Origin of the sequence: Achromobacter marplatensis, assembly GCF_002209535.1 — a bacterium.
Taxonomy (GTDB): domain Bacteria; phylum Pseudomonadota; class Gammaproteobacteria; order Burkholderiales; family Burkholderiaceae_B; genus Achromobacter; species Achromobacter marplatensis.
In genome coordinates, this window is sequence record NZ_NJIG01000037.1 from 1 (window position 1) to 15020 (window position 15020).

Genomic DNA, 15020 nt, shown 5'->3' on the forward strand with positions numbered 1-15020 from the left:
GCGACCGATGACGCCGGCAACAGCAAGACCGCTGAAGCCGATAAGGGCTACAGCGTCGACACCGACATTGACGCTTCGATCACGATCGACACGATCGCGGGCGACGGCATCGTCAACGCTGAAGAATCGGGCAAGGACATTGCCGTGACCGGCAAGGTCGGCGGTGACGTCAAGGTCGGCGACACCGTCACCCTGACCGTCAACGGCCAGGACTACACCGGTAAGGTTGTGGACCTGGGCAACGGTTCCCTGGGCTACAGCATCAATGTTCCGGGTTCGGAACTCGCCAAGGACTCGAACGTCCACGCTTCCGTGACCGCCACGGATGATGCCGGCAACAGCAAGACTGCCGAAGCTGATAAGGGCTACAGCGTCGACACCGACATTGACGCCTCGATCACGATCGACACGATCGCCGGCGACGGCATCGTCAACGCCGAAGAATCGGGCAAGGATATCGCCGTGACCGGCAAGGTCGGCGGCGACGTCAAGGTCGGCGACACCGTCACCCTGACCGTGCATGGCAAGACCTATACCGGTCAGGTCGTGGACCAAGGCGGCGGCAAGCTCGGCTACAGCATCAACGTGCCTGGCGCAGAGTTGGCTGAGGACAGCAATGTCCACGCCTCCGTGACCGCTACCGATAACGCTGGCAACAGCAAGACCGCCGAAGCTGACAAGGGCTATGGCATCGACCTGGAAGCCAAGGCCACCATCACCATCGACACCATCGCTGGTGATGATGTGATCAACGCCACCGAAAAGGCCAAGACGATCCCGGTCACGGGCACCGTAGGCGGCGACGCCAAGGTCGGCGACACCGTGACCCTGACCGTGCATGGCAAGACCTACACCGGTCAGGTCGTGGACCAGGGCGGCGGCAAGCTCGGCTACAGCATCAACGTGCCCGGCTCTGAACTGGCGCAGGACTCCAACGTCCACGCCTCCGTCTCCGTCACCGACCCGGCCGGCAACACGGCGTCGGCCGCGGCTGACCGTCCGTACGGCGTCGACCTGGAAGCCAAGGCCACCATCACCATCAACACCATCGCTGGTGATGATGTGATCAACGCCACCGAAAAAGCCAAGACGATCCCGGTTACCGGCACCGTAGGCGGCGACGCCAAGGTCGGCGACACCGTCACGCTGACCGTGCATGGCAAGACCTACACCGGTCAGGTCGTGGACCAGGGCGGCGGCAAGCTCGGCTACAGCATCAACGTGCCCGGCTCCGAACTGGCGCAGGACTCCAACGTCCACGCTTCCGTCTCCGTCACCGACCCGGCCGGCAACACGGCATCGGCCGCGGCGGACCGTCCGTACGGCGTCGACCTGGAAGCCAAGGCCACCATCACCATCAACATCATCGCTGGTGATGATGTGATCAACGCCACTGAAAAGACCAAGACGATCCCGGTTACCGGTACAGTGGGTGGCGACGCCAAGGTCGGCGACACCGTCACGCTGACCGTGCATGGCAAGACCTACACCGGTCAGGTCGTGGACCAGGGCGGCGGCAAGCTCGGCTACAGCATCAACGTGCCCGGCTCTGAACTGGCGCAGGACTCCAACGTCCACGCCTCCGTCTCCGTCACCGACCCGGCCGGCAACACGGCGTCGGCCGCAGCTGACCGTCCGTACACCATCGACGAGGCGCCTGTCGCGGCAGGCGGCAACACCGTCACCGGCAACGAAGACCAGCCTTTGGGTATTACGTGGAACGATTTGAAGATCACGGACGACTCGCCCGCCTCCCAACTGGGCATCAAGATCACCGGCCTGCCTGAATTCGGCAAGCTGCAGTATCTGGATGCCACGGGCAACTGGGTGTCGGTGACGCAAAATCAGGTGATCAGCAAAGCCGATATCGACAATGGCAAGTTGCGCTTCATGCCTGCGGCCAACGAATCCGGGGCCGACGGTTATCACAACCCGGGCGTGGGCAACATGCATGACGACTACGCCCACATCAAGTTCCAGCCCGTGGATGGACAGAACACGGGCTCTGAAGTAACCCTGACGGTCGACATCAACCCTGTCGCGGATGCGCCGATCATCACGCTGAGCCTGGGCAAGCCTGAACAGACCACGACGGGCACCCAGATCATTGTTGATGGTGGCTCAAGCGGTGGTGGCTTCACCATCGAAGGCGGCGTCGTGAGTGGCGGCACGGGTGCGAAGGTCTGGAACAACCCCAAGGAAAACGGCGGCAACCTGAATGGCAGCGCCTCGGTTCGCGACATCTTCGTGCTGGGTGATGCAAGCGGCCACTTGACCGCCGCCACGCGTCCGAACAGCATCGACGGCAACGGCAGCTCACTCAGCGATGCCAAGGACTACATCTATCTGGGTCTGTCCAAGGGCAACTACAGCATCACGGTCGCCAGCGATCACCGCTACAACGGTGGCGGGTACGACGGCATCATGATCACCGACCTGGAAACCGGCGTTACGTTCGGCCCCATGAACAACATCGAAGACATCATCTTCGGTGACGGCAGCACGTACAGCAACGACGGCAGCACGACCGTGCAGACGGTCACGGAGGGTTATGAGACCTATGCAGTCAACCTGACCGTCGAAGCAACGGACAAGGATGGCAGCGAATCGTTGTCGCCTGTGACGTTGACGGGGTTCCCCCCGGGCGTCACCTTCAATCATGGCGCTTCTGATGGCCATGGCGGATGGGTGGTCGCGCTGAAAGACCTGGGTAGCCTGACGATGACCGTTCCGTCGGGAAGCGGCGCGTTTGATCTGCACGCCGCGGTCACGTCGACCGAAAGCATCGGCGGGGGCAGCGCTACGTCTGAAACCGACGTCAGCGTCACGACCTACAACGTGATGACGGGTTCGACCTACAACGACACGCTCACTGGCACCGAAGGCAATGACATCATCATTTCCGACACCCAGGGCTTGCAGATCGTTCAAGGCCACAACTACAACCTGGCCTTCATGGTCGACACGTCGGGCAGCATGGGCGACACCGCCATTGCAAACGCACGAGAGTCGCTGATTACGGTCTTCAAGACGCTGATTGCCAGCGCGCAGCAAGGCAATGCGGGAACCGTAAACGTATTCCTGGTCGACTTCGACTCGGGAATCAAGGGCAACGTGGGCGTCAGCCTGAAGGACCCCTTCGCCCTCGACAAGTTGATGGCTGTCCTCAATTCGCTGCAGTCCGGCGGCGGCACCAACTACGAAGCGGCGTTCCAGGCAACGGCGTCGTGGTTCAACGGTGCCCAGGCCAAGGGCAACACTGACGCCACCAACCTGTCCTACTTCATCACGGACGGCAAACCGACGCTTTACTACTCGACCAACGGCACCAGCAACCCCGTCGTCACCGACTCGTATTCGGGTACCGACCGCTCGCTGAGCTACTACCTGACGAACTACAAGATCGGCAATGTGGTGAAGGATGCCAGCGGCAATACCGTCATTGACAGCGATGGCCGCGTGTCGATGTATACGCAGTCCCGCTTTGGCGGCTGGTCCCAGACCAAGATCGGTGTGATGTCCGCGGACGCCAATGGCGTCTATACGTACCGGGCACTGGGCGGAACGGGCAATACCACCGATTCTGCGACGACAGCCGACTCGCTTGCCGCATACGCGGCACTCGCCAAGCTGTCTACCGTCGAGGCCATCGGGTTGGGCAGCGAGCTGAGCAAATCCGACCTCAAGAGCTACGACAGCGACGGCAATGTGCAGACCAACCTGGACGCTTCCGACCTGGCCAGCGCCATCCTCGGGACCAACACGGTGCTTCCGTCCGGCGCGGACCACGTCAATGGCGGCGCCGGCAACGACATCTTGTTTGGCGACGCCATCAGCTTCGGTTCGCACGGCAGCGGCGTGGCCGGCCTGGAATCCTATGTCGCAGCCAACCTGGGCAAGAGCGTCGGAAGCCTGACCAATCAGGACATCCACAGCTATATCACGCAACACAGCGCCGACTTCGACAAGTCCTCGGCGTCGGACGGCAACGATACGCTGCTTGGCGGCGCCGGTAACGACATCCTCTTCGGCATGGGTGGCGACGACCGGCTGGAAGGCGGCACCGGCAACGACACGCTGTACGGTGGCGCGGGCAACGACACGTTGATTGGTGGTCAGGGCAACGACACGCTGATCGGCGGGGCCGGTAGCGATACCTTCAAGTGGGAACTGAATGACCAGGGCACCATCCCTGCCCCCGCGATCGACACGATCAAGGACTTCTCGCTCGCCAAGGCTGCTGACGGCGGCGATATCCTGGATCTGAAGGATCTGCTGCTGGGCGAGAAGGACAGCACGCTGACGCAGTACCTCAATTTCCACAAGGAAGGCAACAACACGGTCATCGACATCAACACCAAGGGCCTGATCGGCCTGGGTGCGGACCAGAAGATCGTGCTGGAAAACGTGGACCTGACCGGCAACAACACGCTCAGCAACCAGGCCATCATCAATGACCTGCTCTTGAAGGGGAAGTTGAACGTCGATCACAACTAATCCGTAGAAACCAGAGGCGCGGCCGGCAACGGTCCGCCCTCTGCCAGCCAGCATTTTTTCTCCCGCCACGTCTGCGAGAGTCGGAAAAATGTGAAAATCCGTTTCATGTCTTCGACTCACCGTTTCCGCGGCTCGCTGAACCTGTGCCGACTGGTTTTGCTGTGCCTGGCTTGCGTCTGGGGCGGCAGCTTCGCCCTGGAAGTCAGCTCCGACCGGCTGCAAAGCCTGGCGGCCAGCCGCTATGGCGCAAAGGGCGCGAAATCGGTGGGAAGCTGGCTGCAGCTGCTGCGCAATCCGCCGCCGGCGCTAGAACGGGACAAGCTGACGCTTGCCAACGACTTCTGGAACCGCGCGCTGCTCTCGGGCGAAGACCAGACCATCTGGGGGCAAGCAGACTACTGGGCCACTCCGCTGGAATCGTTGGGCAAAGGCGCCGGCGACTGCGAAGACTATGTAATTGGCAAGTACTTCACCTTGCTGTCGATGGGTGTCCCCGCGAACAAGCTGCGATTCATCTACGTCCGTGCGCGCGTTGGCGGTCCCGCCAGCAGCAGCCAGGTCGCCCACATGGTGCTGGGCTACTACGAAACCCCGAATGCCGTCCCGCTGGTGCTGGACAGCCTGATTTCAACCATCCTTCCGGCGACGCAGCGTCGCGACCTGACGCCGGTCTTCAGCTTCAACGCCGACGGCGTCTACGTTGACGGCAAGCCCGCCGCGCCGGTTGACCGCCTCAGCCGCTGGCGTGATCTACTTCAACGCATGGAACGGGAAGGCATACGCCCCTGACCGCCGGAACCAAGACTATGTCCATACTTCGACAGCTACTGCTCAGCGTTACCCTTGCGATCGGCGTCATCCTGCTTGGCACCTTGGCGCTCAGCGTCAACTCGGCACGCGAATACCTGTCGGGCCAATTGCAGGTGCAGAGCACCGATGCCGCCGTATCGCTGGCGCTGTCCTTGTCGCAACCCGCCAACAATGACCCCGTCCTTCAGGAATTGCTGGTGTCGGCGCTGTACGACGGCGGCCATTTCTCGCTGGTGCGCCTGGCCGATCCGGAAGGCAAGGTGCTGATCGAACGCAAGTCGGACGCCACGCCGAAGTCGGTTCCCGCCTGGTTCCAGAAGCTGGCCCCGCTGGACACGCAGCCTGCCAGCCATGCCGTCAGCGACGGCTGGCGCCAGATCGGCGAAGTCACCCTGATCGCCAACGATGCCTATGCCTGGGAAGCCTTGTGGCGCAGCAGCCTGAAGATGATCGCGCTGGTCGTGGGCGCGGGCGTCTTGTGGGCCGTGTTCGCGTTTGTGCTGGTGGGCTGGATCAAGAACCGCCTGCTGCGCGAAATCAGCGACCACGTCCGCAGCATCGGCCAGGACACGCCGCCGGAGCAGGTGGAAGCCCGCGTGCCTGAGCTGTCCGGCGTCGTGCAAGCCTTGAACCAGACCCGCGAACGCGTATATGCCAGCGTCGAAGAGCAGAACGCCAAGATCGAATCGCTGGAACTGGAGCTGAACCAGGATCCGGTCACCGGCCTGCCGAATCGAAAATACTTCGTCAACGAATTCCGGCGCGCGCTGGAAGCACCGGCTGTCGCCACGAGCCAGTCGGCATCGCGTTCCATCGCCGGCGGCCACGTGCTGGTGTTCCGCCAGCGGGATCTGGCGGACCTGAACCGCCATATGCCCCGCGAATTCATCGACCAATGGCTGCGCGCCGCGTGCCAACGCATTCAGGGCACGCTCAAGACCTTCAATGTCGCCACGCCACTGCTGGCCCGGCTGAACGGTTCCGATTTTGCGCTGCTGCTGCCCGGCTGCGCGGCGCCGCAGGCAATGATGGTCGCCGAACAGTTGCGGGCGGACCTGCATGCGTCGCGCATCCCGGTCGGTGAAGGCCATCTGTGCCGCTGGGCGCAGGCCATGACCGACTACGGTTCAGGCAATCAGGCCGGCCCGGTGCTTGCGCGCCTGGACTTCGGTTTGATGCGGGCGGAAAGCGCCAACAACGATCAGGTCGTGATCGCGGGCGCGACCGACATGCAGTCGCCGTCAGAATCCGGCGAACGCGCCTGGAAGGACGCCATCCTGACGGCGCTGGAGAAAAACCAGTTCGAACTGGCGACCGAACCGCTGCTGGCCGCCGACGGCCGCAAGGTCCGCACGGAAGCCATGCTGATGCTGCGTACCGCGGCCGATCAAGTCGCCATTCCCGCCACCCTGTTCATTCCGCCCGCGGTGCGGCTGGACTTGGTGGCCGATTGCGATCTGGAGTCCGTGCGCCTGGGCCTGGAATGGCTGGTGGCCCACGAAGGCCAACTGGCCATCCGGGTCGCCCTGCCCTCATTGCGAGGCCAGAAGTTCTTCCGCCAATTGGCGCTGCTGCTGACGGAACATCGTGGACTGGCGTCGCGCCTGTTCCTGGAAATCGATGCGCATGGTCTGGTGGAATGCCACGAGCAGATCGCCACGCTGGCGCGCGTGGCGTCGGAATTCGGCGCGCATATCGGCGTGCGCCGCCTGGCGCAACAGTTCGGCGCCGTGGCGCAACTGCATACCCTGCCCTTGTCCTATGTGAAGCTGGGAGGCGGGTTCGTCGGAGGCATGTCGCAAAGCCCGGGCAGCCAGCAATTGACGGCTTCCGTGCTGGAAACCGCCCGCGCCCTGAATATCGCGGTCTATGCCGAAGACGTGCCCGATGCCGAAACGCGCCGCATCCTGTCCGAGCTGGGTATCAGCATCATGCGCGGGCCGGGCGTGAAGCCGGCGGCCAACGCAACCTGACCCCGGGGCCGCGTTATTTCTTGGCTTGCTGATACAGCGGAAGCACCTGCTGCGCGGCAGCCTGCAGGTCGCTGATGCGCGATTCGGCCGAGGGGTGCGTGGACAGGATTTCCGGCGGCGCGTTGCCGCTGTCGGCCGCCCCCATCTTCTGCCACAGCGTCACTGCGGCACGCGGATCATAGCCCGCCCGAGCAGCCAATTCCACGCCCATGCGGTCCGCTTCGGTCTCGTGCGTGCGGCTATTGGGCAGCGTGAACATCACGCTCGTGAGTTGCCCGCCCAGATCTGACGCAGCGTTGGAACCGGTCGCGATCGACAGCACCTGCAATCCCAGGTTGGTGGCCATCTGCTGCGAAACGCGTTCGCGGGCGTGCTCGCGCAGCGCGTGGGCAATTTCGTGGCCCAGCACAGCGGCCAGTTCGTCGTCGGTCGGCTTGATCTTGGACAGCAGGCCCGTATAGACGGCAATCTTGCCGCCGGGCATGCACCAGGCGTTGATCTCGTCGCTCGTCAGCACGTGCACTTCCCACTTCCAGCCGGAAGCGTCCGGGCGGAAGATGCCTGCCTGCGCGATCAGCCGCTGAGAAATGGCGCGAACCCGCGCCACCTGCTGCGCGTCGCGGTCCAGCAGCCCTTTGGCTTGAGCCTGCTTGAGGATGTCGGTGTACTGCTGGCTGGCCTCTTGCTCGAGCGCTTGCGAGGGCACCAGGCTGGACATGTATTGCGTACGGTTGACGCCGATGGCGCCGGACTGTGTCGTGTTCATGCCGGTGCAGCCAACCAGGGCCGCCAGCGCAAGCGCCACGGCCGTGCCGCGCAACAGATGACGTTTACGGTTCATGTCGGTCTCCAACAGACGATGGCGGGAACGCTCGCGTGTCAGAGCGGATCGCCGCACTGGCCGCGATGGCGCAGCGCATGATCGATCAGCACCAGCGCAAGCATGGCTTCGGCGATGGGCGTGGCGCGGATGCCGACGCAAGGGTCATGGCGGCCCAAGGTCTGCACCATGACCGGCTCGTTCGCACGATTGACCGAACGGCGCTCGACGCGGATGCTGGACGTGGGTTTGATCGCCAGGGACACGGTGATCGGCTGGCCCGTCGAAATGCCGCCCAGCACGCCGCCGGCGTGGTTGGTCAGGAAACCGTCGGGTGTGATCTCGTCGCCGTGTTCGGAGCCGCGCTGCGCAATGCAGTCGAAGCCCGCACCGATGGACACGCCCTTGACGGCGTTCAGGCCCATCATCACGTGCGCGATGTCGGCGTCCAGCCGGTCGTAGATGGGTTCGCCCCAGCCGGCCGGCAGGTTTTCCGCCACGACTTCAATACGTGCGCCGACCGAATCGCCGTCGCGGCGCAACTGGTCCATATAGGCTTCCAGTTCCGGAACGACCTCGGCATTGGGCGCATAGAACGGATTGTTGGGAACTTCATCCCACGACAGAAACGGGATGGCTACTGGGCCCAGCTGGCTCATGTAGCCGCGCACTTTCACGCCGTACTGCTCGGCCAGCCACTTCTTGGCGATGGCGCCGGCCGCCACGGTGGGCGCCGTCAGGCGCGCGGACGAGCGGCCGCCGCCACGTGGATCGCGGACGCCGAATTTGCGCCAATAGGCGTAGTCGGCATGCCCCGGGCGGAAGGTGTCTGCAATGTTCGAATAGTCTTTGCTGCGCGCGTCGGTATTGCGGATCAGCAGGCCGATCGGCGTGCCCGTGGTGACGCCTTCATAAACGCCGGACAGGATCTCGACCTGATCGGCCTCCTGGCGTTGCGTGACGTGGCGCGAAGTGCCGGGACGGCGGCGGTCCAGTTCAAGCTGGATGTCGGACGCGTCCAGGCTGAGTCCCGGGGGACAGCCATCCACGACGCAACCGATGGCCGGCCCGTGGGATTCGCCGAAATTCGTGACGGTAAAGAGGGTACCTAGGGTATTGCCGGGCATAGGAAGTCAACAGGTCGGATTTGCGAGCAACCCCGATTATGACACCGCCGACGCCAAAGCCTGGATTTCCGAGGCCGGCGCAGGGCGGCCCAGCAGATAGCCCTGCATTTCCCTGCAGCCCAGGGACTTCAGGATTTCGCGTTGGCCTTCGGTTTCGACGCCTTCGGCCACAACGGGCAGGCGCATCGCCTGGCACAGTCCGAACAGCGCGGAGACGACTTCACGGCTGCCGGCATCGGACTCCAGCGCCGAAATGAAACTGCGGTCGATCTTCACCCAGTCGATGGGCAGGTGGCGCAGATGATTCAGGCTGGAATATCCACAACCGAAGTCGTCCAGCGCCACCCCGATGCCTTTGGCGCGCAGCGTGTTCAGGATCTTGACGTGCCGCTCGTAGTGCAGGATGAAGATCGATTCCGTGATCTCCAGCACCAGCTTGCTCGGTGACAGCCGGGTGGCCGCCAGCACGTCAGCCACCAGTTGAACCAGCCCATCCTCGTTCATCTGCTTGACCGACAGGTTCACATGCACCCGCCAGGCCGGGGGCCATAAGGCGGCTTGCGAGCAGGCCCGCTCCAGAATCCACGCGCCCAACGGAACAATCAACCCGCTGCGTTCGGCCAATTCGATAGTGACGGCCGGCGACACGCTGCCCAACACGGGGTGATGCCAGCGCAACAAGGCTTCGCAGCCCTGCACGACGCCGGTCCCGCTGTCGCAAACGGGCTGGTAGAAGAGTTCGAACTGCTCCATGGCGGGTGTGGTCAACGCCAGGCGCAGGTCGTTTTCCAGGCCTTGCTGATCGCGGTGCCGCGCCAACAGCCGGAAGTCGAACAGATTCCATCCGGGGCCGCCCCGCTCTTTCAGCGGAACCATCGCCACCTGCACGCAGCGTTGCATTTCTTCCACAGTGCGCCCGTGGTCCGGGTACAACGCCGCCCCAACCCGGAAGACGGCTATTAGGGGACGGCCCCCCAATTCGTACGGAGCGCTCAGGTCTTCCAACAGCTTGGCCGACACCTGCGCCGCCCCCACCTCGTCCACTTCAGGCACACAGAGAGTGAAGCTGTCGATGCCGGTGCGCGCCACCATGCCGCCCAAGGTGCGAGTAATCAGGCCCAGACGGTTGGCCACCTGAACCAGCAGCGACTGGTCTTCGCCCGCACGCAGCATGGCGCTGATCTCGGCGTATTGTTCGAAACTGACCAGGAAAAAGGCGCCCCGGCGTGCCGGCCCTTCCGTGTGGGCCAGCCAGGCGCGCGCGCGGCGATGCAGCTCCTGCTGGCTCAGGACGCCGGTCAATTCGTCACGCGTCAGCCGTCCACGCAATGCACGTTCCCTGCGGACGAAAAACACACTTATCGCCGCAAGTGCGCCCGCGAGCGTCAGGCACAGTGCGAGCAGGTAACTCTCACGCACGGAGCCCCCTATCTAGAAACCCCTGGCGTTGCGGTCCGAGAAAGAACCCAAGGGCTGTAACATTTTTTAAATTATGCATTATTTTCGCAAAAAAACGCCACACTTCAGAGGCAACGCGCCTCTTTTCCTTGAAATCCTAAGGCTCTCTGATTGCTCGTGGATGGTCATAACGGTTCCTGGATAGCGTTCGCTGGCCGATCCATAGATCCATGCCCTACCCTTACTACGACAGCCAAAGCCCAAAAATTAATACGCCCTGTCTCAATAGTTCTCAAGCGGGCAATTATCACGCTCGAAATAATTGCACAGGTTGTCTGATGTCGTAGCGTATTTCGTAATATTCTGTACGTTCTGTGACATGCCGAATTACAGTGTAAGCGGCGCCACTGAGGTATTAGTAACGTGTGTCACGTTTCTTATCCAGGTTTTTTTCCGTCGGGCACGTTCGCTGCCCGATGTCCCCTTTCATCGGCCGCCCGGCAACTCTCCACGCGAGATGGCCTGCCGTCTAAAAGGGAACCCCGAACACATGTCGACATTTCGCCGATTACTTTTTTGCACAGCCCTCCTGATCGGCTTCATCCTGCTCGGCGCCCAGGCGCTGGGGATGCTTGCCGCCCACCGCTATCTGAACGCGCAACTGGCGCAGCAAAGCGAAGGCGGCGCCAGTGCCTTGTCGTGGGCGCTCTCGCATGCCACGGCCAGCCCCGTCGAGCGGACGGCGTTGGCCGATGAGCTGTTCGACCAGGGGTTGTATGCGTTAGTCCGCATCACCGATGATGGAGGGACCGTCCTCGCCGAGCAGCACAAACGCCAAAACGCTGCGGTGCGGGATGGGGACTGGCGCAACGCCTGGCTGAGCGTGCAGGCGCCCGCGGTGTCGCGCCCCTTCACCTCGGTCGACGGCAGCGTCCGGGGCACCGTCACCGTGCAGGCGGATACGCGGCTGGCGCGGGACACGCTGTGGCAAGGCGGCGTACGGATCTTGGGGCTGGTGCTGGTGGCAGGTGTCTTCTGGGCGCTGTTCGCCTTGAACCTGGTCCGCTGGATCGAAGTGCGGACTTCGCGCGACATCTGCGAACGCGTGCGTACCCTTGACCCGGGCAACAGCACTGCGCTCACAGGATCGTGTGAACTGGCGGGAGTAGACCAGGCCCTGGTCGATGCGCAACGCCGGGTGGCCGCCACAGTCGAGGAGCAGAACGCGAAGATCGAATCCCTGCAAAGCGAGATCTACCGCGACCCCGTCACGCGCCTGCACAACCGTAAATATTTCGTGGATCAGTTCCGGCTGGCGTTGGCGGACAAAACGCCGGATGCCGGCGGCCATATCCTGATGTTCCGCCAACGCGATCTGGCCCAGATCAATCGGCACTTGTCGCGCGCCTTCACGGACCAGTGGTTGCGTTCGTCGTCAGACCGTCTGCGTAAGCTGGTGACCGAATTCGGCGGGCAGTCGGCGCAGATCGCGCGCATCAGCGGTTCGGACTTCGCGCTGTTGATGCCGCGCACCTCCGCGCCGCAAGCCAGCCTGCTGGCCGAACGGGTCCGCCGCGAGCTACGCGCGCTGCGCGTGCCGATGGACAAGTACGGCTGGTGCCGCTGGGCCCTGGCCATGGCTGCTTTCGCCCCAGGCGACAACATGAGCGATACGCTGGCCCGCCTGGACCACGCCCTGATGTGCGCCGAAAGCGCCGAGGACGACCAGATCACACCGGCCAGCCAGGCCGCCGACAGCACGCGCATCGGGGAATACAGCTGGCACGACGCCCTGGCCACCGCCCTGGAGCAGCATCGCTTTTCATTGACGATCCAGCCGCTGCACGCCTTGTCCGGTGCGCTGCTGCACCACGAAGCCAGCCTGACGCTGCACGACACGACGGGCGGAGATCCGGTACCGGCCTCCATCTTCATGCCGCCCGCCGTCCGGCTGGGCCTATCGGCGGAATGCGACATCCAGGCCATCCGCCTGGGCCTGGACTGGCTGTTCACCCACACCGGCGCACTGACCGTTCCGGTGTCGCTGGCCTCGCTGGCGCAAACCTCCTTCCTGTCCAGATTGGCCAGGATGCTCGCCGACCGCCCCGCCTTGACGACGCGTCTGATCATCGAAGTCGACGCCACAGGCCTGGTCGACCAAGGTGGCGATTTGCGCCAGCTGTGCGATATCGTCACTGCAGCAGGGGCCCGCACGGGCATTGCGCGACTGTCGCAACAGTTCGGCGCCATGGAACGCCTGCACGAGTATCCGGTGTCTTACCTGAAGCTATGCGGCAGTTTCATCACCGGCCTGCTGCAAAGTCCCGGCAGCCAGCACCTGGCCGCCACCGTGGTGGCCACCGCCACGACGCTGGACATGGCCGTCTACGCTGAAGACGTTCCCGATTCGGCCACCCAGGGCATTCTTGAAAGCCTCGGTGTCCGCGCGATACGCGGGGCTGTCGTAAACTTCTCGCAAACGCGCGACCTCGCGCCGGATCACCAATGGGTTCCTAGTTGACGGAAGGATTGTTTCTTCGCACCCGCTGGCGTTTTCGCCATCACCGTGCGCGCCATGCCAGTACCGGATCGCGGGCAGCGTTATCGCGGTTTGACGTGCTGCTATGCGCCCTGTCGTGCGGCCTGCTGTGGCCGGGTGCCGTTCTGGCCTATGGCCTGAGCGGGCCTTACGAGGACATCCAGCTTGGCCTGACGGCCGGCGTCGCCCTCGCTGGCGGCCTGGCATGCGCCCTCGCGTGGGGATACACCCGCGCATCCGTCTATGGCGCCGCCCTGGCCTTCATGTTGATCGAGGGCCTGTTCCGGTCATTGCCCGACTTGCTACCGCCCGGCGCGTTGCAAGCGGGATCCTTTGCGGCCCTGCTGGCCCTGACCGCCCCCTTGCTGTCGGGCCTGCCTCACGCCTCAAGGCTGGCGGCCGTCTGCCGCGGCCTAGGCATCGCGCTGGCGGCCGTGGCAGCTTTGGCGCTGATCTTCGTCTATGAAACCGACAACGGCTCGATTCCAGCCGTGATCGCCGGCGTGTGCGCAGTGCTGAGCGTGCCGCTGGCCGCCTGGTTCGTGGCGCGTGCCGTCCTGCAGAAGAACGGTCGCGGCGTGGCGCTGGCAATGGCGGGAGCTTATGCGGCGTCGGCATGGATGCTGGGACACGATGCTTGGCAATCCAACGGTGCCGATACGGCAGGCACGCCCATCGAAATGGCGCGCCTGCTGCTGGTGGGTGGCGCCCTGCTGGGCTTGGCGCTAACCCGTCAATCCAGGGTGCAATCGTCCGCAGGTCGCGCAGGGCCAGACTCGGCGGACGTCGAACACGTGGCCCAAGGCGAATTGCGTTTGGCCGAGCTGGCTGGCGCCCTGGACACGCAACGCCAGATGAACGCGCTGATATCCCACGAACTGCGCGCGCCGCTGGCCACCATCAGCGCGGCCGCCCAATCGCTGGACATGATCCTGTCCGATAGCGGCGAGGCCGTCGACAACCGGTTGGCCCGTATTCACCGTTCGGTTTCCCGGATGACTGAACTGATGGACCAGTTGCTGAACCAGGATCGCCTGGGCGAGCAGGCCTGGACGCCGCGCGGAGAACAGACGGATCTGGCCGAACTGGCTCGCGATGTCGTGACGGCGATGCAGCCGGATACCGCCCATGCCTTGATGATCCAGGGCAGTGGCAACCTGCCCGTCTATTGCGACCGCCCCCTGACCAGCGTGGTGGTGCGCAATCTGATTCACAACGCCATCAAGTACTCGCCTGCCAATGAACCCGTCAGGATCGAGACTGGCCAAGCCTGCTCCGACGGCGTGCAGATGGCGTGGTTGGCGGTCATTGACCGCGGCCCGGGGATCGGGGAAGAGGAACAGGCTCGGATCTTCGAGCCCCATTTCCGACGCTCCGCGCACCGCGAAACCCAGGGCATGGGTATCGGCTTGTATCTGGCGCGCCGCATCTGCCAGAACCAGGGCGGTTCGCTGACCATGCAAAGCAAGGTCGGCGTGGGCACCCGCTTCATCATCACCCTGCCGGCCCAGGCCGCTGAGACCCAGGCCCGAGCAACTTAGCCGGGCACGCGGGAACGCCGGGGAACGTCAGGCAACGCCGGCGGATCAGGCGGCGAAAACGTAGCCCTGGCCACGCACCGACAGCACCGGCAGCTTCAGACCGGCGCTTTGCGCTTTGGCGCGAAGGCGGCTCACCAGCACGTCGATGCGGCGCAGTTCGAAACCGCCCGGGCTGTCCGGCAGGAACAGTTCAGCCAGCGTAAGCACCCCCGTCAAGTAGACATTGGTTGATAGACGATCGGAGCGAAGGTTAGCCGAGGCATGAATTGCACCGGCGGGAGGCCACCCAACGATTCGTGCGGGCGGTACTGGTTG

General features: G+C 63.7%; 9 protein-coding genes. 5 read left to right on the plus strand and 4 right to left on the minus strand.

The window, feature by feature from the left end; genetic code table 11:
* The 3 genes from CEY09_RS31555 to CEY09_RS31565 form a co-directional block, all read left to right on the plus strand.
* Positions 1-4497 (plus strand): Ig-like domain-containing protein (locus CEY09_RS31555; RefSeq protein ID WP_143219598.1); only part of this gene is annotated, 4497 nt, incomplete at its 5' end.
* 105 nt (positions 4498-4602) lie between these two features.
* A complete protein-coding gene (locus CEY09_RS31560; RefSeq protein WP_006223939.1) occupies positions 4603-5286 on the plus strand; it encodes a transglutaminase-like cysteine peptidase in 684 nt (227 codons plus the stop codon).
* 17 nt (positions 5287-5303) lie between these two features.
* Positions 5304-7280: a bifunctional diguanylate cyclase/phosphodiesterase gene (locus CEY09_RS31565; RefSeq protein WP_088591652.1), complete on the plus strand. Its 1977-nt coding sequence runs from the start codon at positions 5304-5306 to the stop codon at positions 7278-7280.
* 13 nt (positions 7281-7293) lie between these two features.
* On the opposite strand, the gene CEY09_RS31570 is transcribed toward CEY09_RS31565, so the two are convergent.
* From CEY09_RS31570 to CEY09_RS31580, 3 genes are read right to left on the minus strand one after another with little or no spacing between them, the layout of a single operon-like run.
* Positions 7294-8121, minus strand: coding sequence for a M48 family metallopeptidase (locus tag CEY09_RS31570; RefSeq protein ID WP_088591653.1), 828 nt, complete (start codon positions 8119-8121; stop codon positions 7294-7296).
* Between the two features lie 38 nt (positions 8122-8159).
* Positions 8160-9227 carry a chorismate synthase gene (gene aroC, locus CEY09_RS31575; protein WP_088591654.1) on the minus strand — a complete coding sequence of 356 codons (1068 nt, stop codon included), beginning with the start codon at positions 9225-9227 and terminating at the stop codon, positions 8160-8162.
* 36 nt (positions 9228-9263) lie between these two features.
* Positions 9264-10646, minus strand: coding sequence for a putative bifunctional diguanylate cyclase/phosphodiesterase (locus CEY09_RS31580; protein WP_088591655.1), 1383 nt, complete (start codon positions 10644-10646; stop codon positions 9264-9266).
* A 529-nt stretch (positions 10647-11175) separates the two neighbouring features.
* On the opposite strand from CEY09_RS31580, the gene CEY09_RS31585 reads away from it, so the two are divergent.
* Positions 11176-13146, plus strand: a complete 1971-nt coding sequence (locus CEY09_RS31585) for a bifunctional diguanylate cyclase/phosphodiesterase (protein ID WP_234818448.1) — start codon at positions 11176-11178, stop codon at positions 13144-13146.
* Positions 13147-13241: 95 nt separating this feature from the next.
* Complete coding sequence (locus tag CEY09_RS31590) at positions 13242-14705, plus strand: sensor histidine kinase (protein WP_234818449.1); 1464 nt, start codon at positions 13242-13244, stop codon at positions 14703-14705.
* 45 nt (positions 14706-14750) lie between these two features.
* On the opposite strand, the gene CEY09_RS32675 is transcribed toward CEY09_RS31590, so the two are convergent.
* The coding region (locus CEY09_RS32675; protein WP_234818450.1) for a helix-turn-helix domain-containing protein at positions 14751-15020 on the minus strand (270 nt) is incomplete at its 5' end.

Bases quoted from the DNA above. Each gene is read 5' to 3' on its own strand.
- CEY09_RS31560 (WP_006223939.1), top strand. From the start codon at position 4,603: ATGTCTTCGACTCACCGTTTCCGCGGCTCGCTGAACCTGTGCCGACTG.
- CEY09_RS31565 (WP_088591652.1), top strand. From the start codon at position 5,304: ATGTCCATACTTCGACAGCTACTGCTCAGCGTTACCCTTGCGATCGGC.
- CEY09_RS31570 (WP_088591653.1), bottom strand. From the start codon at position 8,121: ATGAACCGTAAACGTCATCTGTTGCGCGGCACGGCCGTGGCGCTTGCG.
- aroC (WP_088591654.1), bottom strand. From the start codon at position 9,227: ATGCCCGGCAATACCCTAGGTACCCTCTTTACCGTCACGAATTTCGGC.
- CEY09_RS31585 (WP_234818448.1), top strand. From the start codon at position 11,176: ATGTCGACATTTCGCCGATTACTTTTTTGCACAGCCCTCCTGATCGGC.